Raw genomic sequence first — 22,468 nt, forward strand, 5'->3', positions numbered from 1 at the left:
GTGCCGACCCGGCCCCGACCGAACCCGCCCCAGCCGACCCGGCTCCGACCGAACCCGCCCCTGCCTACCCGGCGCACGCTCTGGCGTGTCCCGGACGCCCCTCGCGCTCCACGGGGTCGGAATGCGCACCAGTGCGCGCCATTCACGCCGATGGCGGCAGCGGCCGCCCGGGCAGTAGTTCCCCCGGTGCGACTGATCGGCGCCCACCCTTGATTGAGCCGGTCGGTCCGAGCGCGTCCCCACGTGCGGAGGAATCGTGACCAGGTGCTGCATCGTCCAACTCCCCTTCCCGTCCACCCGCGACCCCGATGACCGGATGTCCGCCTACTACCAGGACTACGACCGCCGCTTCCGTGCCTTCCTCCCGGAGTACTTCATCCCGTCCGACGGGCTCTGGGAGATACCGCTCTGGGTGGCACACCTGACCGCCCTGCTGGACAGCACGGCGATCGAGTCCTGCTTCCGCGACCTCTCCCGCACCCCGGCCGACATCGCGGCCTGCGGCGCTCCGATCCTGGCGGCGACGACACCCGGCGACCTCGTCCTGTTCTCGCCGCTGGCCCAGAACTTCCGACTGGCCCTGGACCTCGCGGCCGAGTTGGAACGCGCCGGGCGGCGCGTCGTCCTGGGCGGGAACATGACCCCGCTGGCGCCCGAGGGCTCCGTGCACGCCGTGCACCGCGGGCAGCTCGACGCCGGTTTCGCGGCCGTCCTGGTCGAGTTGGCCGCGGGGCGGGGCGGCCGTACGGAGAAGCCGGCCGCACTCGGGCTGGTGGCCGAACCCATCACCTGGGCGCCGGACTACCGCCATCTGGACGGCTACAGCGGCAAGGTGCCGATGCTGCGGCTCAACGCCAGCCACGGCTGCCTGTACAAGTGCGCCTTCTGCGGCGACGCCTGGAGCAAGCAGCTCACCCTGGTGGGGAGCACCGCCCTCCGCACCGAAGTGGACCAGCTCGCCGCCCGGTTCCCGGACACCCGGCTCATCTACGTCGGTGACAAGACCTTCGGGCAGTCGCGGGAGGCGGTCCGCAACCTGCTGGAGGTGTTCCGCAGCCGCCCCGGCTACAAGTTCATCGTGCAGACCCACGTCCTCCAGGTGAAGGAGTGGGTCATCGAGGCGATGCTCGAACTCGGCGTCGTGGCGGTCGAGCTCGGTTTCGAGTCGGCCGACTCCCAGATGCTCAAACGGCTCGGCAAGCTGTCGCGCGGACTCGACGACTACACCGAGCGGATCCACGCGCTGAGCGACGCCGGCCTGAAGGTGGTCCTCAACATGATGGGCGGACTGGACGAGGAGACCGAGGAGTCCCACGCGCAGACCGTCCACTGGCTGGAGGCGAACAGCCGGGCCCTGTGGCTCTTCAACCTCTACAACTTCGTCCCCTACCCGCTCACCCCCGACTTCCGGCGCCTGCGCGAGCGCATCTTCAACTGGGACTTCGCGCAGTGGCGGGAGGACGCCCCGGTGGTCTACCGGCCCAGCCACCTGACGCCGGAGCGCAGCTGGGAGCTCTTCCAGGAGAAGATCGCCGCCGCCCACCGCATCGTACGAACCCCCGTACCGGCCCACCCCGACCACTCCGCAAGGGAGACCGTATGAACCAGCTTCCCGACCAGCCCCCCGGCCCGCCCCTCGACCCGTTCCCCCACCGCCCCCTCAACCAACTCCCCGACCGGCTACCCGACTTCGAGGCACTCCACCGCAGCGTCAAACCCGAGGAGTTCGAGACCGACCCGCTGCCCGGGTGGGCCGGCCTCGCCACCCTGTTCGGCGCCCCCGCCGCCGACCGGGCGCAGGTCGACGTCGGGGAGGACGGCTGGGTGGCAGCCGGCGTCCCGTACGACGCGACCGCCAGCTCCCGCCCGGGCGCGGCCGAAGGACCGCGCGCGATCCGGCAGGCGAGCCTGGTGTTCTCCAGCTACCTCACCAGCCTGGGCCAGTGGAGGATGCTGGACACCCGCAGCGGCCGGACGTTCCGCTACCGCGCCCCGCGCGTGGCCGACGCGGGGGACCTGCACATCTACCCGACCGACACCATCCGCACCTTCCAGGCGGTCGCCGCCGCGAGCCGGAGGCTGAGCGGGTCCGCCCCACGCCTGGTCTTCCTCAACGGAGACCACTCGACCACCTTCCCCACCTTCGCGGGCTTCCGCGCCGGCCGGCTGGACCGGGGCGCGCGGCGGGTGGGATTCATCAACATCGACCACCACTTCGACTTCGGGAACTGGAGCACCCTGCACGGGCCGCTCTACCACGGGTCGAACTCCCGCCGGATCAGCGAGCTCCCGGGGATGCACCCCGAGGACATCGCCTTCGTGGGCGTCGGCGACGTGACCAAGTACGACCAGTTCCGCAGCCTGCTCGACCGGGGCTTCCACGTGGTGCCCGGCTCGCAGATCCTGCGCCAGGGCGCGGCCGCGGCCCTGCGCCCGCTCGTCGAACAGCTCGGCGAGCGCTGCGACACCGTGTACGTGTCGCTCGACATCGACGTCCTCGACAGCGCCGTGGCGACCGGAACCGGCCACGTGACCATGGGCGGCATCGACACCGGACACCTCCTGGACGTCTACGAGGAGTTGCGCGCCCTGCCCGTCGAGGCCGTGGACATCGCGGAGGTGGCCCCCCGCTACGACCCCTCCGGCAGCACCGCGCAGCTCGCCGCCCGGCTGCTGTTCGAGTTCCTCTTCCGCAGCGAGAGCACCGCGCCCGACCTGGCCCCCTGGGCGGACCGGCACCAGGAGCCGTGATCCCTCCCCCTCCTGCCCCTCCCCCTCTTGCCCTCCCCCTCTTGCCCTCCCCCTGGTCACGACATCGAGTAGCGCCCGGTGTCCACCCGCCGTCCCAACGCCAGGTACCCCACCGCGGCCACCGTGCCGAGGACCGCGCAACAGCCCCAGAGGGCGCCCCGGCCCGCGTGGTCCAGCAGCAGCCCGCCGGCGACCGGTCCGAGGAAGGAGGCCGCCGACCAGGCGAGCGAGTTGACCCCCTGGTAGCGCCCGCGGGTACTGGTCGCCGACAGCTCGCTCACCAGACTCATGCTCGTGGGTGCCTGAATCATCTCGCCCAGCGTCCAGACCCCCACGGTGGCGGCGTAGTAGAGGGCGGAGGAGCCCGCGAACGCGGTGAGGCCGAAGCCCGCCCCGGTGAGCAGCGCGCTGACCAGCAGCAGCATCCCGCGGTGCTGGCCCTTCGTCAGGCGGGTCACCGGGATCTGCAACAGGACGATCAGCAGACCGTTGATCCCGATCACCACCCCGTACTGCGTGCTGGTCAGCCCGGCCTTGCCCATGTCCACGGCGAGCGTCGTGTTGCCCTGCTGGAGCATCAGCCCGAAGGCGAAGGTCAGCCCGACCAGCGCCATGAAGCGCCGGTCCCGGAAGACGGAGCCCAGCCCGGCACCCGGCCCGACGCCCGGCCCGGCGGCGTCCTGCTGCGGCTCGGCGGGCCGGGTCTCCGGGACCCTGACGAAGACCACCACGGCGCAGAGCAGCGTGGACAGGGCGTCCACGAGGAAGAGCACCCGGTAGTCGTGGGCGGCGACCAGCCCGGCCAGCGCGGCCGAGACCCCGAACCCGATGTTGATCGCCCAGTAGTTCAGCGCGAAGGCCCGGGCCCGGTCGGCGGCCGGCACCAGGTCCGCGATGATCGCGGACGTCGCCGGACGGGAGGCGTAACTGCTCAGACCGACCAGGAAGGCCGTCGAGGCGATCGCCAGCTGCCCGTCGGCGAACCCCAGGGCCGCCGTGGTGAGCGCGGTGAGCAACTGGGCGGCCAGCAAGGTCGGCCGCCGACCGATCCGGTCCGCCAGCACACCGCCCACCAGCGCGGCGATCGCCGAACCGAGACCGATGAGCGAGGCGACCACCCCCGCGTAGGAGGCCGAGTAGCCACGGTCCGCGGTGAGGTAGAGCGCCAGGAACGTGACCACACCGCCGAGCCGGTTGACCAGGGTCGCGGCCCAGAGCCACCAGAAAGCACCCGGGAGCCCCCCGAGCGACTCGGCGACGGAACGGTGAAACCGGACGATCGGACCAGCAGGGGCAGAAGCGGTCATGGGGCAGCTCCCGGGCGGCAACCGCCCGTCAGACGGTGGCGACACCCGACGGAACGGCCCCAACGGTGAGTACCGACACGGGGGGTGCACGCATGACTGAGGATTCTCAGCCCGGCCAGACCACCCAGGCCGACCGAACCGGCCCCATCCTGCCCTGCCCGAACCACCCCCCGCACGTCTCGGCGAGTTGCTCGAATCCCTACCGTCACACCGCCCCGTACGACGCGCTCCGCCGAGGGCCGCCTCCTGACACGGACGTTCCGCTCGACCCGGGGACTACTCCGCGCCGGGCGCCGCGTGATGGATCTCGGTGATCCTCGCAGCCGCGTCGAACCCGAGGACCAGATCGGGGCGGTCGGAGAGCAGGCTTTCGTACAGCGGCCGGTAGTGGGCGACCTTCCGGGGCGTCCGGCCGTCGGTCCCGAAGGCGGCGAGAAGGTCACCGTCCCGGGCTGCGAAGCCGGTCATGGAGGTGTGGTCGATCCACACGTCCACGCCCGCCCGGCCGAAGACCAGAGTGCTCTCCTTGCTGCTGGAGCCGGTGAGCCAACTGCTGCGCAGACGTGCTGTCCCCGACTCGCCGCGGGACCGGTACTCGGCGGTGCACCACGCGCTGGCACCGCCGTCCAGCTGCCGGGCGGAGGTGAGCGCCGTGAGGTCGACCAGGCGGGTGAGCATGCTGAGCTGGTTCACCCCGGAATCCATCCAGCTGGAGCCGTAGGACGCATAGGCGTCGGCGCCCTTGAGGACGTAGGGGTCGTAGAACGCGGAGGTGACGGCCGTGACGGGCCCCCACTCGGGGTGCTCGGCGAGCAGCCCTGCCGCCCAGCCGACCTCCGGCGAGAAGGCGAAGTGGTGCGCGGTGAACAAACGACCCCGGACGTCGGCCGCTTCGTCCAGTGCACGGAGCCGCCCGAGCGAGGCGAGGTCGTGGACGAGGGGTTTCTCGACCAGCACCTTGGCCGTGGAGAGCTGGAGAGCCTGGACCGCCAGCTCCACGTGCGTGTGCGTGGGAGTCGCGAGCACGAGCAGGTCGGGTCGGTGCTCCGCGAGCGCGTCGCCCAGGCCGGCGTAGTGGCACGGGGTGGCTCCACGGAACGAGAGCGGCTCCGGCCGGTGCGGATCGGCCGTGAACTCGACGAGCACATCGGCCCGTTCGGCCAGGACCGCGAGGTGGGTCTGCGCGATGGTGCCGACACCGACAAGGCCGACGCGTACGAGGTCAGTCATCGAGCTCTGCTTTCTCCGGACACTCGGCCCAGGTGCGGGGGCCGGGAGCGTCATCGACGTGTCACCACCGCTGCCCAGCGGCCCAACGACGCGGTGGGGCCGTCGACCCAGCCGACGGCAGGCAGGTGCTCCGCGGCGGCGGGGGATCCGTCGATCCAGGAGGTCGCGATGGGAACCCAGTAAGTGTTGCCTCCTGACGTACGGGTGCGGGCATCGAGCGCGGACCGCGTGCGACGAGCGCCCTCGTGGTCACCGACGAGCACACCGAGGAGGATCTCGGCCACGTCGGCCAGGTTGTGGCCGCCCCGGTAGGCGATCCCGTCCGCGAGGTGCCGGGTGTCCCCCACCGCGGCTCGGGCAGCGCCGGCGTCGTCGGCCATGGCATGGGCCACCGCCTCGGCGGACCGGAGCTTGACCAGTTCGACGGGGTTGGGCACCAGGTCGAGCAGTTCCCGGGCCCGGCCCGCCGCGTCGGCGACGGCTGCCGTGTCCCCGGACCAGCAGGCGGTCTGCGCCAGATTGGCGAGTGCCTTCGTCTCTGCGGCAGCCAGTCCCTCGCGCCTCGCCAGGTCGATCGCCTCGTGGTAGACGGCAGTCGCCTCCTCGAAGCGGGCGTTGACCCGCCAGATGTGCCCGGTCAGCCGGAGCCGTTCGCCTTCGTCCTCCGGGCCGCGGACCGGTTGTTCCCGCAGGGAGGCGAGAGCGGCCGCGAACCGCCCGTTGAGGTAGTCGAAATCGCAGAGCCAGTAGCGGGCGGCCGCGTCGAACTCGCCTCCCACCAAGCCCCGGTAGATCTCCGCGGCCTGCGTGTAGTCACCGTGGTTGCGCAGGGCGTGGGCGAGGTGGATGCGCACCAGTTGTGCCGTGCGGCCACCGTGCCGTACACCTTCGGCTGCGCCGCCTAGCAACTCGACCGCCTCCTCGACGCGGCCGGTCCGACGGAGCTGGACGCCTCGGATGGCGGCCCGGATCGCCCGGTACTCGGGGAGGCCCACCGGGCCGCCGGTAAGACCGGCTCCGAGCTCCGACCACTGCCCGGCCTCGACGAGTCTCTGCGTGGCCAGTGCCATCCAGTCGTCGAAGACACCGTACGCGGCGGAGAGCTTGAGCCCGGTTTCGAGGGCCTGGGCCGTCGCCACGCGCCCGCCGGAGGGGCCCAGACGTTCGCCCAGCCAACTCAGCAGCCGGGCGGCGACCTCGCTGCGGTCACGATCCGACCAGCCGTCCGGAAGCGTCCGGTCCGCCTCGCCGATGGCCTGGCGCAGTGCCACGTGCAGCGCGTACGGGAACGCATAGGCGTCATCGTGTGTCAGGAACGGTCGGCGAAGGAACCGTGCCACGCTCCCGTCGGAGACTCCGGGTTGACCGGCACGCAGTAGCTCCGCACCCACCCGGTCGGTGAGCGCGGCTGTTCGGACCAGGTCGCGCTCCTCCCGGGGCAGGTCCCTGATCGACCGGGTCGCGACGGCCGTGAACGAGCCGCCGAAGTCCGCCACGGAAGGCTGCCCGCCGCGTGCCAGCAGGGCGGCACAGTGCGAGACCGACAGGTCCAGGTAGAGGGGGAGCCCCTGGCCGCCGGAGATGACGCGTTCCCGGATCTCCGCCGACATCGCGGGCTCACCGCCCCGGACGAGTGCCTCACGGAGATAGCTGTCCGCGTCGGAGTCCGACAGGTACCCCACGAGGTGCTGCCGCGGTTCGGCCGTGTCGTTACTGAAGTGCAGATGGGGCCAGCACTCCGGGCCGGTGAAGTCCAGCTCGCCGCCCGCGCCCGAGTCGGCCCAGTCGATCCGGTTCCGGCCGGTGATGACGAACAGCACGTTCGGCATCAGATAGACGCAGCGCTGGACGAGGCGTTCCACTGCCCGATCGGCCTGACCGTTGATCACCTCGAAGGTGTCGAGGAAGACGCACACTCGGGGTCGTCGGCCCGGCCGACCTCCCCGGGGCTGCCGTTCCAAGTCCCAGGCCAGCAGGTAGGGGAAGTACGAGAGCGTCTCGTAGTCGGCGTCCGCCTCGACCAGTTCGGCGAACAGGTCGCAGTCGGCCAGCAAACGCCCCTCCCGCACCCGGTCCCGGACGGCGCGGTACGTGACCAGCGCGGCCCGGTGGGCCAACCCGGTCAGACCTCCCAGACCACCCGGGTCGACCTGCTTCACGGCCTCCGCGATCTGGTCGCCCAGCGCGATGCTCCGCGAGGCACGCCGAAGCGCTGGTGAGGCGTCCAGGAAGTCCTGTAGGGCCTCACCGGGGTGGGCGCGGGACCAGTAGGAGGCCAGTGCCAGGTCGAAGGCCGGCCAGCGGCTCCCCAACTGCCCCAGGGCGGCCCTCAGACGCAGCAACAGGCTCTCGATGTCGCCGGCGCCCTCCTCCGAGACGTCGATCCGCAGGGTCACGACGTCGTCGCGTTCCTTCTCCCGTGCTTCGGCGAGGAGGCGGCGCTCCAACTCGTGGGAGAGCGTCGTCTTCCCTATGCCGCCCACGCCGTAGAAGGTCAGCACATTGCGGCGCCCCTGCCCGCGGTCCGCGACCGGCGAGACCTCGGCCTCGTCCAGCAGCCGGTGAAGCTCGTCGACCGACCGGGCGAACGCGGCCACTTCGTCGACCCGGTTGGTGAAGACCTGCTGCGCCGTAACGGTGGACGAAAGGCCGCTCATGAATGCAGCTCGCAGGTTCACCCGTGCCATGCGGCCTCCTCGCGTACGTCGAACCACGGTCGAATCAACGGCATCTCCTGTGGGAGGGTGCCCTCCTGAAAGTTCGTCAGCAATTATCACCTCTTCGCACCCGCTCGTTGCGCACCCTGCCGCCGAGAGAATCGGCAACGACGAGCCGCACCTTCCCGTCGGGCATCGGGGAGACCTCCCCCGGGATCCAGGGCCCGCGCACGCACGGGGGGCGTACCAGCGCCGGACTTCCGTCGAACGAGCGGGGCGGCTGACGGCGTCCGAGGAGGTACCCGGACCGGTTCGCGGAGGAGGACACCAACCGCCCGCCCGGGGGCGTCACCCTCTCCGCGCCCTTGGCGCCGTCACGCCGTTCTGACCGAACCTCCACCCGCACGGCGGCCGGAAGCTCCGAGACCGGGTAAGGCCGCTCGGTCTGCGTCATACGCGCCCGCTCCCCCATGACGTATGCAGAGTGCTTCACCCACTGTACGGAGTGAGACCGACACCGGGGGTGGCTTCCGACAAACCACTGCCGGGCCCCTGGTGACCGATCACGACTGGCGGTGGCGACTGCCTCCCCAACTCGTCGGCGCCAAGCGGGACCGGGTCCGCTCGATGATGAACGGCGAGGCCAGGATCGTGGTCTTCTCGGCACTGCTGTTCGGTCTGCTGGCGACGATCCCGCCGCTGATCGGCATCAGCCTCGGGCTGACGAGGTCGCCCGTTCCGGGCATTTACCCCGTTGGCCTCATCGCGATCATGGCGGTCACCATCGCGCTCTCCTGGGGTTCGATCGCGATGGCCACCCGGTCCGCCCTGCGGCCGGCGCCGGTCGACGCGATCGGCGGGCGCGAGTGAGACGGATCGGCCGGACCCGTTAGTCCGCCAGGTCGGCGGCCGCGGCGGCGTCGTGGACGTAGCGGACGACGTCGGCGTAGCAGGGACACGTCCGGGGCCGTGAGGGGGACGCGACGAGGCCGCACCTGCGGGGGCAGGTACGGCCTCGTCCCGGGGGGGGAACGATCAGACCGTCGCCGGAGCGTCGGCCTCATCGGTGGACTTCTCGGCCGGCTTCGGCCGGGCGAAGTGCTGGTAGGCGATCGTCAGGGCCGCCAGGGACGCCCCGACCAGGCCGGTGACCGCGAAGCCCCAGGCCGGTGCGGAGTGGTCGATGACGGCCCCGGCGAGCGGCGCGCCGATCGCCGCGCCGATGGTCATCGCCGAGCCCTGGAGGCCCGCGGCCTGGCCGACGACCGACTGCGGCACCGCCCGGGTGATCTCCTCGGAGGCCGAGGCGAGGGTCGGCGCGCACATGAACCCCGACGGGAGCAGGGCCACGGCGAGCCAGATCCAGCCCGCGTGGCCGATGATCCCGACGGGGGCGATCGTGAGCCCCATCAGCAGCATCAGCCTCGGCAGCCGCCAGGGCCGGCTGGTGGCGCCGTGCCAGAAGCCGCCGACCAAGGAGGCCGCGCACCAGATCGCGACGCAGATCCCGGCCCACTCGGTGTCACCGATCCCGCGCAGGACGGCGGTGATCGAGATTTCGCTGCCGGCCAGGACGAGGTTCGCCGACAGGCTGACGCCCAGCACCAGCAGGAAGCCCGGGCGGAGCCAGACGCTGCGCCCGTCCGCCCGCGGGTCCGCCGGGTCCTTCGGGCCGGTCGCCGCCCCGTCGGCCCCCGGAGCCGGGGCGAGCCGGGTGAGCAGCAGCCCGGCTCCCAGGTAGAGCACGCCGATCCCGGTCATCGTCGCGGTCGCGTCGTTCACGGCGGTGATGGCACCGACCGCGACGGCCGGTCCGACCATGAACACCACCTCGACGAGGATCGCGTCAAGGGCGAACGCCTGCCGCTGCTGCTCGGCGGGGATGTTCGTGGCGATCGCCCGGCGGATGGCCGTGAACACCGGGAGCCCCATGAACCCGGCCACCGCGGACGCGGCGAGCAGCCACGGATAGTCGAGGTAGGGCGCGCCGATCCAGAACACGGCGTCGACCGCGCCGGTGACCAGCACCACCGGGCGCACGCCGAAGCGGTCCAGGGAGCGGCCCAGCAGGGGCGCGCCCACGGCCCCGCCGACCGTCAGCATCAGGTCCGCGAGCCCCGCCGCACCGTAGCCGCGGTCCAGGTCGATGACGACGTGCAGGGCGAGGGCCATCGAGGCCGCCGTGAACGGGAGGCGGGCGAGCAGTCCGACGACGAACACGGTGCGCGCTCCGGGGAGCGCCAGGAGTCCTCGATAGGACGCGAAGGCCTTGAACACCGGTCACTCCTCCCCGACGCGGACGAGCATCTTGCCGGTGTTGTCGCCCCGCAGCACCCCGAGGAAGGCCTCGACGACGTGCTCGAAGCCCTCGACGATCTGCTCGTCGGCGACGATCCGGCCGGCCTGCAGATGGGGCGTCAGCCAGATCTGGGCCTCCTGCCGCAGGTGCATGAAGTGCCGTACCTGGTAGCCGCGCAGGTGGATGCTGCGGTCCGACACGGCGTAGAGGTTGCGGGGCGCCGCGGGCGGCCGGTCGGGGTGGTTGTACTGGGAGATCGAGCCGACCCAGGCGATCCGGCCGAACTCCCGGGTGGCGCCGATCGCGGCCTCCAGGTGGTCGCCGCCGACGCCCTCCAGCACGGCGTCGACGCCGTTCGGGGCCGCCTTCGCCAGCAGGTCGGTCACGGGCCCGTCGTGGTAGTCGAAGGCGGCGTCGAAGCCGAGCCGCTCGACGACGTGCCGCACCTTCGCCGCCGAGCCGGCGCTGCCGACCACGTGCCCGGCGCCGGCCAGCTTCGCGATCTGGCCGGCCACGCCGCCGACCGCGCCGGCGGCCGCCGAGACGTAGAGCGCCTCCCCGGACTGGACCCGGAGGATCTCACGGACGCCCACGTAGGCCGTCAGGCCGGTCGCGCCGAGGACGGACAGGTACGTCGCCGTCGCCACGCCGGCCGCGGGCCGGATCACGCGTCCGTAGCCGTGCTGGATCAGGGAGTGCGTGCTCCAGCCTCCGCCGTGCTCCACCAGGTCGCCCACCCGCAGGTCGGGGTCCTCGGAGCGGACGATGCGGCCGATGGCCCGGCCGAACCCCAGCGGTTCGTGCAGCGGCCACTCCTCGTCCATGAGCTCCCGCATGTACGGGTCGACGGACAGGTAGATGTTCTCCGCCAGGGCGGTGCCGGGTTCGACCGCGGGGAGCGGATGCTCCACCACGGCGAAGTGTTCGGCGCCGGGAACGCCATCGGGGCGTGCCACCTGGTGCACGGCGCGGAATGTGGAAGACATCGTCTCCGTCCTGGGTTGTGGGCTGGCGGGCGTCGGAAGCGGGGTCGGGGCGGCTAGGGCACGCCCTAGGGCGTGTCCGGGTACAGGAAGATCGGGGCCAGTCGCCGGTCGGTGGAGTCGGCCGGTTCGCCGGAGTGCACGAGCCGTCCACCGCCGCCGCCCAGACCGCCCGGTACCCAGTACAGGCCCAGGCACGCGTCCCAGGACTCCGTCAGGCCGGTCTCGGCGTTCACCACCGGTTCCTCGCGGGGGACGACCCGCTGCTGGGCCACCGCCCCCTCGGCGGCGCCGCGCCGCAGCGCGTCGGCCCACTGCCCGTCGGAGACCAGCCAGCCGCAGGTGATGCCCTGGCCGCCGAAACCGCCGTCGGGCTTGAGGATCAGGTGCTCGCGGCGCTCACGGCAGTCCGCGACCACCTCGTCGAGCCCCGCCGCGCCGGGCACCAGGGCGCGGGTCCACGGCAGCACCCGGTCCACCAGGGCCCGTTCGTCCGCCGACATGTGGCCGCGCAGCCGGGGGTCCGACAGGTACGCCAGGAACCGCTTGTTGTCGGTCAGATCGCACTCCAGCGGGGCCCACAGCGCCACCTGCCCGGACCGGTGCGCGTCCCGCAGCCGGACGGTGGTGCGCCAGGCGTCCGGGTCGTCGACGACCTGGTCCAGGTCGAACAGCCGGTACACCAGGTCCACCCGGTGGCCCTGGAAGCGCACCCCGGAGGCGGTCACCTCCAGCTCGTGCACCTCCCCGATCCGGCAGTCGAGCCCTTCGGCCTCCAGCAGGCGCCGCAACAGGTACCACGAGCCCTCGGCGTAGAGGTCGAGGCCGCCCGTTCCCTCGACCATGGCGATGACCGGGTCGCGGCCCGGGCAGACCGGGGTGGCCGCCTCCCGCAGCGCGTCGGCCAGCAGCCTCGTCTGGGGCAGGTGGTGCAGGCCGTGCGCCGTCCCGAACGCGCGGAACGCGTCGTCGGCCCAGAACATCTCCGCCAGCGGTTGCACCCACTCCTGGCCGCCCACGGATCCGCCGACGTTGAACTCCAGGACCCGCAGCGCCTCGCCGTCGTGGTAGGCGTCGATCCGGCCGAAGCGCGGCGGGCTCTGCTTCTCGAAGTCCCCGACCAGCTCGGCCTTGCGCGGGTCCAGGCCCAGCGCCCGGCAGGTCCGTTCGACGTCGCCGTCGAACAGCCGCGCCGGCAGGGTCGTCAGCAGCTCGACCGCGCCGAGCAGATCGGCCTCGAAGGCGCGCAGCTCCGACTCGGGGTAGACCAGCGGCCGGCTCAGGTACCGGGCCCGCCGCAGTTCGGCGAGCACGGGGTGGCGCCGGGGGTCGATCGACCGCAACGGGCTGTCCGGCCTGGCGAGTTCGGCGTTGAGCAGCGCGCTCACCGGTTCCTCGGGCATCACGACTCCACCCGTCGGTCGATCACGCCGCGGACCTTGCCGCTGACCGGGTGGCGCGGCAGCTCGCCCTCGCCGAGGCATTCCACGGCGAAGTGGAACAGCAGTTCGTCGCTCTCGAACTCCTGTCGTGAGCCGAGGAGTTCGAACTTCGACTCCAGGTGCGCCTTCACCACCGCCGGATCCAGCGGACGGGCGGATTCGGTCCGGATCACGATGGACTCGTGCCGGTCGCGGGAGGCCACCTCGACCTGCACCTGGGAGACCTCGAACAGGGCCAGCTCGGCCGCGACGTCCGCGTAGAGCATGGTCTGGGCGTGGGCCTTGATCTGCCCGTCGGACCGCCCCAGGTACTCCAGCACCCGGCCGGTGAGGCCGCAGCCGCAGCTGTGCCGGAAGATCCGGCCGATGTCGCCGATCCGGTAGCGGATGAGCGGCCCTTCGAGCTTCTGCAGGCTGGTCACCAGCAGTTCGCCGACCTCGCCGTCGGGCAGTGGACGGCCCTGTTCGTCGACCACCTCCAGCAGGTTGTAGTCGTCGCAGACGTGGTGCAGCGTCCCGCTCATCTCGGAGCACTGGTAGCCGAGTTGGGCGCCGTCGTTGGCGGCGAGGATGCTGGCCACGACCTTGGCGCCCAGCTCGTCGCGGAGCCACTGCTTGTCGGTCTCCATCATCGGGCTGCCGCCGTACAGCACCTTCTCGATCCGCAGCTCCGGGAAGGCGGCCTTGGCGGCCCGCAGCACCGGCAGCAGCAGCGCGGGCATGCCCAGCACGGCGTTGGCGTCGAAGCTGCGCACCAGCATCAGGATGTGGTCCGCGCTCGCGCTGCCGCCGACGGTGTAGGTCTCCACCGGCATCCGGGAGAGCTCGTTCTGGCTGGTCACCAGCCCGCCGTAGAGCTCGCCGCCGAACAGGGTGTTGATGACCCGGTCGCCCGGCCGCAGGCCCAGCGCGTACAGCACGGGGATCGCCTCGCGGATCATGTTGGTCCAGTCGGCGCGCGAGTAGACGATGTACCGGGGGGTTCCGGCGGTGGCGCCGCTGCGGAGGACCTCGCCGCTGGGCCGGTCGCCGCTGGACAGGTCGCGCGCGGTCGGCAGGGAGTGCCGCTCCAGGTCCGACTTGTGGAGGATCGGCAGCCGCTGGAGGTCGGCGCGGGCCGTCACCCGCGGCAGGTCGAGCCCCCGGTAGTACGGGGTGCGCCGGGCCCGCTCGACGAGGTAGCGCAGGCGCGCCGCCACCCGGCCGTCCAGCCCGTCGGCGGCCGCGGCCCGGGCCCTGGCCAGCGTGGTGCCCGGGAGGTACTCGCGCCGGGACAGCCCCTGGGCCCAGCCGGAGGTGCAGTCGAGCCGGAAGCGCCGGGCGTCGACGGCGGCGTCCGGCGTCCCGTCGCCGACCGTCGGGAGCGGCGGGACGTCGACCACGACGGCGTCCGGGAAGGGCTCGCCCGGCTCGGCGGTCCGCAGGGCGGGCAGCGGGAAGCCCGGGGCCCGCAGCAGGTCCTCGACCGTCCGCCACCATTGCGGCCGCGTGGTCCGGACGATGACGTCGTCGCCGGACGCCCAGGCCAGCAGCAGGCCGCGGACCGCCGGCTCGGCGGAGTCCGGCTCGGCGGAGTCCGGCGTGGCTTCCGACCGGGAGTCCGGCGCGGAGTCCGGCGCGGAGTCGTCGAGGACGACCGTGCCGACCGGCGAGAAGGCGATCACGTCGTCGCTGTCCGTCAGCGGGCGCCACGGGTACTGGCTCACGCCGCCGAAGAGCTCGTCGAGCCCTTCGGCCAGTTCCTCCGTCCGGAACAGGAAGCCGACGCCGGCGTCGACGAGCGCCCGGGCCGCCGGCGAACCGGGCTCGCGCGTCAGCGCCTGCTCGACGTGTTCGACGGCCAGCAGCAGATCGGTCGGGTGGTACGGCCCGGCGCTCGCGGTCTGCGCCTCGGCCGCCGAACGGATCGGGGTGGTGGTGGCGGTCACGGCCTGGGATCTCCTGGAGTGTGGGCGGGCTCGGGCTGGCTCACCCGGATGGAACGGGTGCAGTCCGCGAGGAAGCGGGCGAGTTCGACGGGGTCGGGGTGCGAGGCCTCGATGAAGGCGGGGACCTGCCACTCCTGGTACGTGATCCGGGCGGAGCCGCCCTCGGACTCGATGCCGGGGTCTTCGAGCAGGTGCAGCCGGTCCAGCGCCGGGTGGTCGCGCAGGTGCTCGGGCACCTCGGTCCGCCAGGGCAGGGAGGGGTCCAGCCGGTGCCCGGGGAAGATGGCGAAGCCGTGGTACCGCCCGCTCGGCGCCAGGCGGTCCGGGCGCGGCAGGCCGAGCCGGATCGCGATCTCGTGCCGGGCCAGGTGGACCCCGGTGTGCCGCAGGTGGGCGGTGACGATGCCGCCGCCGCCGAGCCGGTTCGCCACCTCCAGGAACACCAGCTCCCCGGCGGCCGTCTCGAAGAACTCCAGGTGGATGCACCCGGCCTCGATCCGGAGCGCCTCGACCACCTGCGCGGTGAAGACCGCGTGGCGCGGGTCGGGCGGCAGCTGCCCGGTGGCGATGGGGGCGCCGGCGGCGAAGTCGACGGGCTTGCCGACGTACCGGCTGACCACCAGGTCGGTCACCCGGCCGGCGGTCACCAGCCCGTCCGCGTGCAGGAGTTCGCCCTCGACGTACTCCTCCAGCTGGTAGGCCTCCCGGTCGGGCAGACCGCGGTGGTGGGCGACGGCCTCCTCGGCCGTGGCGTGGACGGTGACCCCGTCGCTGGAGGCGCCCAGCCGCGGCTTGACGACCGTGCGGCCGGTCCACGGCAGCCGGCCCGAGGCCGGCGGAGCCGCCACGAACCGGGGGTGCCGCACGTCGGCGTCGACGAGCGCCTGCTTCATCGCGACCTTGTCGCGGATCAGTTCCAGGCTGGCGCGGTCGGGGCCGGGGATGCCGAGGTGCTCGCGGATCGCCGCGGCTTCGAGGATCCCGAACTCCGAGAGGGCCAGCACCTGTTCCCACCCGTCCTCGCGGCGGGTGCGGGCGATGATCTGCTCGGCGAGCCCGTCCGGACCGTCGAGGACCACCCGCCCGCAGCGCAGCGGCTCCGGGATCTCCGCGATCGAGTCGGCCGTCCCGAAGTACGTGACGTCGTGGGCCTCGTGGTCGATCCCCAGGTGGTAGTCGATCTTGCGGTACGGGACCTGATGCATCACCAGGATCTTCACAGTCGGCACTCCAGGGCCGTGATCCCCCAACTGAAACCCATCGCGCTGGTGGCCAGCAGGATCAGGTCACCGTCGCGCACCCGGCCCTCGTCGACCAGCTCGCGCAGCGCGATGAGGGTGTCCGCGCCGCCCATGTGGCCCTGCCGGTCGTAGGCGAACACCGACTTCTCCTCGGGCAGGCCGAGGGTGGCCAGCAGCCGCTGGTGCATCCACCGGTCGCCGTGGTTGATCAGCAGGTGGGCGACATCGTCGAGCTTGGCCCCGAGCGCCCGCAGGGTCTCGTCGACCAGGGTCCGGAAGTTCTCGACGTAGGCGTCCGCCAGGCCGCGCCGGTGGGGCTCCTGCCGGATCACCACGCCGTCGGGGCGGCGCTCCCCGCGGTAGTAGTCGGCCCAGCTGCCGTCGGTGCGCATGGCGGAGTGCGCGAGGGTGAAGGACCCGGCCCCCGCGGTGAGCAGGACGGCGGCCGCCGCGTCGCCGAAGTTGAACAGGTCCAGGCTGTCGGCGTCGGAGCGGTCGACCAGGCGGCTCAGCCGGTCGGCGACCAGGACCAGGGCGTAGCCCGAGCCCTGCGCGTCGAGCCGTTCGCCCGCGATCCGCAGGGCGGTGGCACCCGCGTTGCAGAAGTTGCCGACCTCGAAGCAGTGCGCCCGCTCGATGCCCAGCGCGTGCGCGACCTTGGCCGCCGGGGACCAGAACGGGTGGTCCCACTCGCCCGAGCCGGCGTAGATGACGGCGCCGATCCGCTCCGGTGCGACTCCGGTGCGCTCCAGGACCGCGCGGGCCGCGTCCCGCGCCAGCTCCCAGGAGGCCTCCTCCTCGCCCAGCCCGGGGAACCCCTCGGCGTGGGTGACGGCCCGGATGTCGGCCACCGGCACCCCGGAGGCGGCGTGCAGTCCCTGCACGTCGACCCGCCCCTCGGGGTACCGGACGGCGAAGTCCGCGATGGCGCTCACTGCACCCGCTCTTCGACCGGCTTCGCTTCGCTGCCCGCCGCCTCGATGCTGACCCGGTGCACGGTGCGCCCGACGCCCGGCTCGACCTCGGTCGCGATGTGGTAGGTCGTGCGGGTCTTCCAGATGACCAGGTCGTGCGGCGTCCACTGGTGGGTGTAGACGTGGCTCTCGTCCGTGATCAGGTCGTCCAGCAGCGAGAAGAAGGCCTCGTTCTCGTTGGGGTCGAAGCCCTCGATGCCGTCCATGTACTCCCGGCTGCCGTAGACGTAGGTACGGCCGGTCCGCTCGTCCTTGGTGACCACGGGGTGCTGGACCGGCGGGTGCTCGTACTCGGCCTGGGCCCGGAACTCGGCCGCGGACAGGCCCACGTGCTCCGGACGGATGCGCAGCCGCTTGCTCACGGTGTGGTTGCCGGTCCGGTCGGCCAGCCGGGCCTTCCACTCCTCGGGGAGGCGGTCGTACACGTCCACCGCACTGGCGAACTTGGTGTGCCCGCTGGTGGAGGGCACGTTGACGCCGTGCAGCATGGTGAACGGCGCGGGGTCGGCGACGAAGGTGGAGTCCTGGTGCCAGAAGTTGCCGACCCGGGCGACGCCGACCGGCTTGCCGTCCTTCTGCTCGTTGGAGGAGATCATGATCTCCTCGAACTCCGGGTGCCGGTACTTGCTGATCACGAACGGCACCGGGCGGCCCAGCCGCCGGGCGAGCTCGATCTGCTGCTCGGGCGTCAGGTCGATGGAGCGGACCACGACCACGTCGTGCGCGTGCAGCGAGTCGATCAGGTCCGCCCACAGGGCCGGGTCCCGCAGGTCGTCGTAGGTGACGTCGGTGAACTCCGCGCCGACGAACGGGTTGCTCTGCTTCTTGGTGGTCATCGCGCTTCCTCCGGGGTCGAGGTCGGGGTCGGGGTCGGGGTCGAGGGGTCGAAGGCCTTCAGGCAGTCGTGCAGCGATTCGGCGAAACGGGCGATCTGCTCCGGCGTCCGGAACGGGGCGACCGTCACCCGGTAGCGCTCGCTGCCCTTGGCGACAGAGGGGTAGTTGATCGGTTGGACGTAGATGTCGTGCTGCTCCAGCAGCATCGTGGCCACCTGGCGGACCCGCTCGGCCCCGCGCACCATCACCGGCACGAGGTGGCTGTCGGCGTCGAGGAACTCGATTCCGCGGACGCGCAGTTCGGCCTTCAGCAGGGCGACCTTGGCGTTCAGTTCGGCACGGAGCTCGATCCCCTTCTGGACGATGTCCAGCGTGCAGAGGGTGGCGTCCATGGAGGCCTGGGGCAGCGCCGTGGTGAAGATGAACCCGGGCGCCTGCGACCGCACGTAGTCCAGGGCGACGTCCGGGCCGGCCACGTAACCGCCCACCGTGCCGAGGGACTTGCCGAAGACCCCCTGCACGAAGGTGGCGCGGTGGTCGCCGAGCTCCTCGCTGAGGCCGGCGCCGGTGGCACCGCGCACCCCGATCGAGTGGGTCTCGTCGAGCCAGGTCAGCGCCTGGAACTCCTCGGCGAGGTCGAGGATCTCCGACAGCGGCGAGGTGTCGCCGTCCATGGAGTACACGGACTCGAACACGATGAGCTTCGGCAGGTGGGCGGGGGTCGCCTCCAGCCGGGCGCGCAGGTCGTCCACGTCGTTGTGCGCGAACACCTGCTTGGGCGCGCCGGAGCGGAGGATGCCCTCGATCAGCGACCGGTGGTTGAGCGCGTCCGAGAACACCACCATGCCGGGCGTGGCGGCGATCAGGGTGCTGAGCGACTCGAAGTTGGCCACGTAGCCGCTGGAGAAGACCAGGGCACGCTCCTTGCCGTGCCACTCGGCCACCCGGCGCTCCAGCTCGACGTGCGCCACGCTGGTGCCGGCGATGTTGCGCGACCCGCCCGTGCCGGTACCGTGCTGCGCTACCGAGGCCTGCTGCGCGGCGATGGCCTCCGGGTGCTGGCTCAGGCCCAGGTAGTCGTTGCTGCACCAGACCTGCACCAGGCGGTCGTCGTGCCGGGTGTGGCCGGGCTGGGCCGCCTGGTGGGCGACCGGGAGGAAGTCACGGTAGAGGCGGTTGGCCCTGAGTTCGTCGAGCCGGAGCCGCAGTGGGTCCAGGATCGACGTGTCTGTCGGTGTTTCCAGGATCTCGGCAGTCATTCGATTCTCCGCTGGCAAGTGCGATGCGTCCGAGGCGGCGTGCAGCCGCGGCACCGCCGGTGAAAAGAGTGCCGAGGATGCTTCCCGATCCGTTCCCGCACCGCTCCCGGACGCGGTCCGGCGGGAAGGAACGAGGCCGGGAAAAGCTCGAATTGTAACGCCAGGTAAAATGGGTCGACGGGTGCACCGGATGGCTCAAAAGCCTTGCAAGCTCACACTTTTGACTTTGCGGCAGGTTATGGCACACGGGTTACGAAAACAGACCTATTGACTCGTTCGCCCTCAACATTCCGACCGATATGCCGGAATTGCCATGATCCCGTTCGGAGGTGGCGCGCAATTCCCCGGCCGGTTGCCCGGGCGTTGCCGCACGTCAAATCCGGGGAAAGTGCGGTGGATCCCGCTCCGTAGATCCACCACGGCCTTAGAATGCGGACAGTTGTTCCAACGTGCGCGTATACGGGGGGAGGGAACATTGTGGGCAATCCTCGGTTCCTGCTGTTGGGTCCCTTGGAGGTGTGGGCGGGGGACCAGCGGATACCGCTCGGCGGCAGGGTCAACGAGAAGGTCCTGACCCTGCTGCTCCTGGCACCGGGGCAGGTCCTGTCCGTGCCGCGGATCGTCGAGGGGATCTGGGGCGACGCCTCGCCGGAGACGGCCACCCACCAGGTCCGCAAGGCGGTCTCCAACCTGCGCACCCGGCTCCCCGACGGCAAGCTGCTCATCGAGACCGCCGGCACCGGGTACCGCATCGCCGTGCACGACGACGACCTGGACTCGACCCGGTTCGCCGCGGCCGTCCAGCGGGCGCAGGCCCTGCTCGGCGACGGCCGGAGCGACCGGGCTGCGGAGGAACTCCGCACGGCCCTGGACCTGTGGCGCGGCGCGGCCCTCGACGACCACGGGAGCGCGGTGATCTCGGCGGCGTCGGCGACCCTGGAGGAGCGCCGGATGGCCGCCCTCGAACAGCTGCTGGCGCTCCGGCTGGACTCCGGGGAGGGCCCGGAACTCATCGGCGAGCTGCGCGACCTCGTCGCCGCCAACCCGTTGCGGGAGCGGCTGTACGGCCACCTGATGCTCGCCCTGTACCGGTCCGGGCGCCGGGCCGATGCGCTCGACGTGTTCCGGTCCGTGCGGCGGCTGCTGCGCGAGGACCTCGGCGTCGACCCGGGCCCGGAGCTGATCGGCCTGCACGAGGCGATCCTGAAGGACAGCCCGGACCTCCTGGCCGCCGCCCCCGCGGCGCGGACGGCGCCCGAGCCGGCCGAGCCCCCGCAGCAGCCCGGCTGCATTCCCCGCCTGCTGCCGAGCGACCTGCCGGACTTCGTCGGGCGGACGGCGGAGCTGGCGGCGGTCGTGGCGGCCGCCGCCGAAGCCGGCACGGCGGGCGGGCGGATCGTCGCCGTCGACGGCATCGGCGGCTGCGGCAAGACCTCCTTCGCGATCCGGGCGGCCCACACCATCGCCGCGGCCTTCCCGGACGGCCAGATCTTCCTGGACCTGCTGAGCCACAGCCCGGGTGAGGAACCCATCAGCGCGAACACCGCGCTCGACATCCTGCTGCGGTCCCTCGGCAAGCGCCCGGACGAGATCCCCGACGACCTCGCGGGCCGGACGGGCATGTGGCGCAACTGCCTGACCGACCGCCGCTACCTGCTCGTCCTCGACAACGTGCGGGAGGTCGGCCAGATCCGACCCCTGCTGCCGGCGACCGCGGGCAGCATCGCGATCGTCACCAGCCGCGCCCGGCTGGTGGACCTCGACGGAGCCCGGTGGGTCTCGCTGCGGGAGCTCGCGCCGCACGAGAGCTCCGCGTTCCTGGCCCGGACCCTCGGCGCCGACCTCGTCGCCGCCGACCTGCGCGGCGCCCGGGACCTCGCCGAGTTCTGCGGCCACCTCCCGCTGGCGCTGCGGATCGCCTCGGCCCGCCTGCTGAACCGCCCGGGCTGGACGCTGGACCGGATGGTGCGCAGGCTCGCCGACCAGACCAGGCGCCTGGACGAACTCAGCAGCACGGACCGCAGCGTCGAGGCGACCTTGCGGTCCTCGTACGACGCCATGGAGCCGCCGGTCCGCACGGCGTTCCGGCTCACCGCCCAGCACCCGGGCGGCGCCCTCGACGTCCACTCGGCGGCGGCCCTGCTCGGCCGCGACCTGCCCGCCGCCGACTCGGCGCTGGAATCACTGATGGACGTGCGGTTCCTCCAGCTGCGCACCGACGGCCGGTACGGATTCCACGACCTGGTCCGGGCGTTCGCGCTCCGGCTGAACGACGCGGACGGCGAGGCCGGCATCGCCCTGCGGCGGCTGCTCGACCACTACTGCCAGACCAGCGACGACGCCTGCGCCCGGGTGTTCCCGTACTGGCGCCGGCTGGACACCACCTTCCGGCCGGAGTCGCCGTACCTGCCGCGCTTCCCGGACCACGGCGCCGCCCTGGAGTGGCTCGACCGCGAGCACTCCAGCCTGATCGCCGTGGTCCGGCGGGCCGAGCAGGAGCGGCTGGACCTGCACGCCGCGTACCTCGCCCGCAACCTGGCCTACCACCTGAACCTCCGCGGCTACTTCGAGGACTACTACGAGGTCGCCAAGATCGCCGTCGCCTGCACCCGACGCCTCGGCGACTCCTCGCTGTTGCTGCTGAGCCTGTCGAACCTGGCCGCGGTGTGCTGGAAGGTCGGCCGGCTCCCGGAGGGGGTCGCGGCCGCCGAGGAGGGGCTCGCCGCGGCCATCGCCATCAACGACGCCCACGCCGAGGCGCGTTGTCGAGGCACCCTCGGGATGCTGCTGACGACCGTGGGCGCGTACGACGCCGCCCTGCCGCACCTGGAGCGGAGCATCGCGCTGGGCACCGAGGCCGGGCTGTACCGGGAGACCGCCGAGTCGCTCACCGTGCTGAGCATGCTCCACGAGAACTGCGGCGACTTCCGCCGGTCCGTCGAATCGGCCCAGGCGGCCGTGGACCTCAGCCGCCGGCTGCACGCGGTCGAGATCGAGATCGCGGCCCTGACCGACAAGGCCGTCGCCCACCTGCGCTGCGGCGAACTGTCGCAGGCCCGGGCCTGCGTGGATCAGGCCAGGCCGCTGTCGGACGAGTCGAAGCTCCCCGGCAACGTCGCCCTGCTGCTGGCGGTCTGCGCCGAGGTCGCGGCCCTGAGCGGGGATCCGGTGGCGGCCGTCGAGCCGATCGAGAGCGCCCTGCGGCTGGCCGAGGCGAGCCGGACTCCGGTGCGCCAGGCGGCTGTCGCGAACATCGTGGGTCGGGTGCGGTTCGCCGTGCGGGACTTCGAAGGGGCGCTGGAGGCGCACCGCTACGCCTACCGGCACGCGAGTGGGATCGGCTACCGGATCGAGGCGTCCCGCGCCCTGGAGGGCATGGAGGCGGCGGCCGCCGTGCTCGACGGCGCGGACCACCGGCCCAGTGCGGGGCGCATCCCGGTCTGACGCTCCATCCCGGCCGGTCCCGCTCCGGAACCGGTCCGGCCCGCTCCGCAACTGCTCCGGCCCGCTCCAGTGCTGCTCCATCACCACTCCATCACTACTCCAGAACCGATCAGCATC

Annotated in this window: 15 protein-coding genes; 4 read left to right on the forward strand and 11 right to left on the reverse strand. The window is 72.2% G+C overall.

Annotation, left to right across the window (positions count from 1 at the left end):
- The first annotated feature begins 256 nt into the window (after nt 1–256).
- Complete coding sequence (locus ACIPLC_RS16660) at nt 257–1,603, forward strand: B12-binding domain-containing radical SAM protein (RefSeq protein ID WP_400473697.1); 1,347 nt, start codon at nt 257–259, stop codon at nt 1,601–1,603.
- Complete coding sequence (locus ACIPLC_RS16665) at nt 1,600–2,751, forward strand: arginase family protein (protein ID WP_400473698.1); 1,152 nt, start codon at nt 1,600–1,602, stop codon at nt 2,749–2,751. The genes ACIPLC_RS16660 and ACIPLC_RS16665 overlap by 4 nt, the downstream gene beginning before the upstream one ends.
- Before the next feature lie 56 nt (nt 2,752–2,807).
- Here ACIPLC_RS16665 and ACIPLC_RS16670 read toward each other — a convergent pair whose 3' ends face one another.
- The 3 genes from ACIPLC_RS16670 to ACIPLC_RS16680 all read right to left on the reverse strand — a co-directional run bounded on the left by ACIPLC_RS16670 (nt 2,808) and on the right by ACIPLC_RS16680 (nt 7,975).
- Entirely contained in the window at nt 2,808–4,058 is a 1,251-nt protein-coding gene (locus tag ACIPLC_RS16670) for an MDR family MFS transporter (protein WP_400473699.1), read from the reverse strand.
- 276 nt (nt 4,059–4,334) lie between these two features.
- Entirely contained in the window at nt 4,335–5,288 is a 954-nt protein-coding gene (locus tag ACIPLC_RS16675; RefSeq protein ID WP_400473700.1) for a Gfo/Idh/MocA family protein, read from the reverse strand.
- A gap of 50 nt (nt 5,289–5,338) precedes the next feature.
- Complete coding sequence (locus ACIPLC_RS16680) at nt 5,339–7,975, reverse strand: tetratricopeptide repeat protein (protein ID WP_400473701.1); 2,637 nt, start codon at nt 7,973–7,975, stop codon at nt 5,339–5,341.
- 525 nt (nt 7,976–8,500) lie between these two features.
- Here ACIPLC_RS16680 and ACIPLC_RS16685 point away from each other — a divergent pair.
- Entirely contained in the window at nt 8,501–8,815 is a 315-nt protein-coding gene (locus tag ACIPLC_RS16685) for a hypothetical protein (protein ID WP_400473702.1), read from the forward strand.
- 165 nt (nt 8,816–8,980) lie between these two features.
- On the opposite strand, the gene ACIPLC_RS16690 is transcribed toward ACIPLC_RS16685, so the two are convergent.
- From ACIPLC_RS16690 to hemA, 8 genes are all read right to left on the reverse strand, one after another.
- Nucleotides 8,981–10,222 carry an MFS transporter gene (locus tag ACIPLC_RS16690; RefSeq protein WP_400473703.1) on the reverse strand — a complete coding sequence of 414 codons (1,242 nt, stop codon included), beginning with the start codon at nt 10,220–10,222 and terminating at the stop codon, nt 8,981–8,983.
- 3 nt (nt 10,223–10,225) lie between these two features.
- The gene (locus ACIPLC_RS16695; protein WP_400473704.1) at nt 10,226–11,230 is read right to left on the reverse strand and encodes a zinc-binding dehydrogenase; all 1,005 of its coding nucleotides are present in this window, start codon (nt 11,228–11,230) and stop codon (nt 10,226–10,228) included.
- 65 nt (nt 11,231–11,295) lie between these two features.
- Nucleotides 11,296–12,630, reverse strand: coding sequence for a hypothetical protein (locus tag ACIPLC_RS16700; RefSeq protein WP_400473705.1), 1,335 nt, complete (start codon nt 12,628–12,630; stop codon nt 11,296–11,298).
- Nucleotides 12,630–14,597, reverse strand: coding sequence for a phenylacetate--CoA ligase family protein (locus ACIPLC_RS16705; protein ID WP_400473706.1), 1,968 nt, complete (start codon nt 14,595–14,597; stop codon nt 12,630–12,632). The genes ACIPLC_RS16700 and ACIPLC_RS16705 overlap by 1 nt, the downstream gene beginning before the upstream one ends.
- Nucleotides 14,594–15,802, reverse strand: coding sequence for an acetyl-CoA carboxylase biotin carboxylase subunit family protein (locus ACIPLC_RS16710; RefSeq protein WP_400473707.1), 1,209 nt, complete (start codon nt 15,800–15,802; stop codon nt 14,594–14,596). The genes ACIPLC_RS16705 and ACIPLC_RS16710 overlap by 4 nt, the downstream gene beginning before the upstream one ends.
- Before the next feature lie 11 nt (nt 15,803–15,813).
- Nucleotides 15,814–16,773, reverse strand: a complete 960-nt coding sequence (locus ACIPLC_RS16715) for a 3-oxoacyl-ACP synthase III family protein (protein ID WP_400473708.1) — start codon at nt 16,771–16,773, stop codon at nt 15,814–15,816.
- Complete coding sequence (locus ACIPLC_RS16720; protein ID WP_400473709.1) at nt 16,770–17,648, reverse strand: TauD/TfdA dioxygenase family protein; 879 nt, start codon at nt 17,646–17,648, stop codon at nt 16,770–16,772. The genes ACIPLC_RS16715 and ACIPLC_RS16720 overlap by 4 nt, the downstream gene beginning before the upstream one ends.
- Nucleotides 17,645–18,907 (reverse strand): 5-aminolevulinate synthase, encoded by a 1,263-nt coding sequence (gene hemA, locus ACIPLC_RS16725; protein WP_400473710.1) that lies wholly within the window; start codon nt 18,905–18,907, stop codon nt 17,645–17,647. Before hemA ends, ACIPLC_RS16720 begins: the two co-directional genes overlap by 4 nt.
- Before the next feature lie 477 nt (nt 18,908–19,384).
- On the opposite strand from hemA, the gene ACIPLC_RS16730 reads away from it, so the two are divergent.
- On the forward strand, nt 19,385–22,351 hold the full coding sequence (locus ACIPLC_RS16730) for a BTAD domain-containing putative transcriptional regulator (protein WP_400473711.1): 2,967 nt from the start codon (nt 19,385–19,387) through the stop codon (nt 22,349–22,351).
- The last annotated feature ends 117 nt before the right edge of the window (nt 22,352–22,468 follow it).

Source organism: Kitasatospora sp. NPDC086801 (assembly GCF_044745805.1).
Lineage (GTDB): Bacteria > Actinomycetota > Actinomycetes > Streptomycetales > Streptomycetaceae > Kitasatospora.

Bases quoted from the DNA above. Each gene is read 5' to 3' on its own strand.
- ACIPLC_RS16665 (WP_400473698.1), top strand. From the start codon at position 1,600: ATGAACCAGCTTCCCGACCAGCCCCCCGGCCCGCCCCTCGACCCGTTC.
- ACIPLC_RS16670 (WP_400473699.1), bottom strand. From the start codon at position 4,058: ATGACCGCTTCTGCCCCTGCTGGTCCGATCGTCCGGTTTCACCGTTCC.
- ACIPLC_RS16675 (WP_400473700.1), bottom strand. From the start codon at position 5,288: ATGACTGACCTCGTACGCGTCGGCCTTGTCGGTGTCGGCACCATCGCG.
- ACIPLC_RS16680 (WP_400473701.1), bottom strand. From the start codon at position 7,975: ATGGCACGGGTGAACCTGCGAGCTGCATTCATGAGCGGCCTTTCGTCC.
- ACIPLC_RS16695 (WP_400473704.1), bottom strand. From the start codon at position 11,230: ATGTCTTCCACATTCCGCGCCGTGCACCAGGTGGCACGCCCCGATGGC.
- ACIPLC_RS16700 (WP_400473705.1), bottom strand. From the start codon at position 12,630: ATGCCCGAGGAACCGGTGAGCGCGCTGCTCAACGCCGAACTCGCCAGG.
- ACIPLC_RS16710 (WP_400473707.1), bottom strand. From the start codon at position 15,802: ATGCATCAGGTCCCGTACCGCAAGATCGACTACCACCTGGGGATCGAC.
- ACIPLC_RS16720 (WP_400473709.1), bottom strand. From the start codon at position 17,648: ATGACCACCAAGAAGCAGAGCAACCCGTTCGTCGGCGCGGAGTTCACC.
- hemA (WP_400473710.1), bottom strand. From the start codon at position 18,907: ATGACTGCCGAGATCCTGGAAACACCGACAGACACGTCGATCCTGGAC.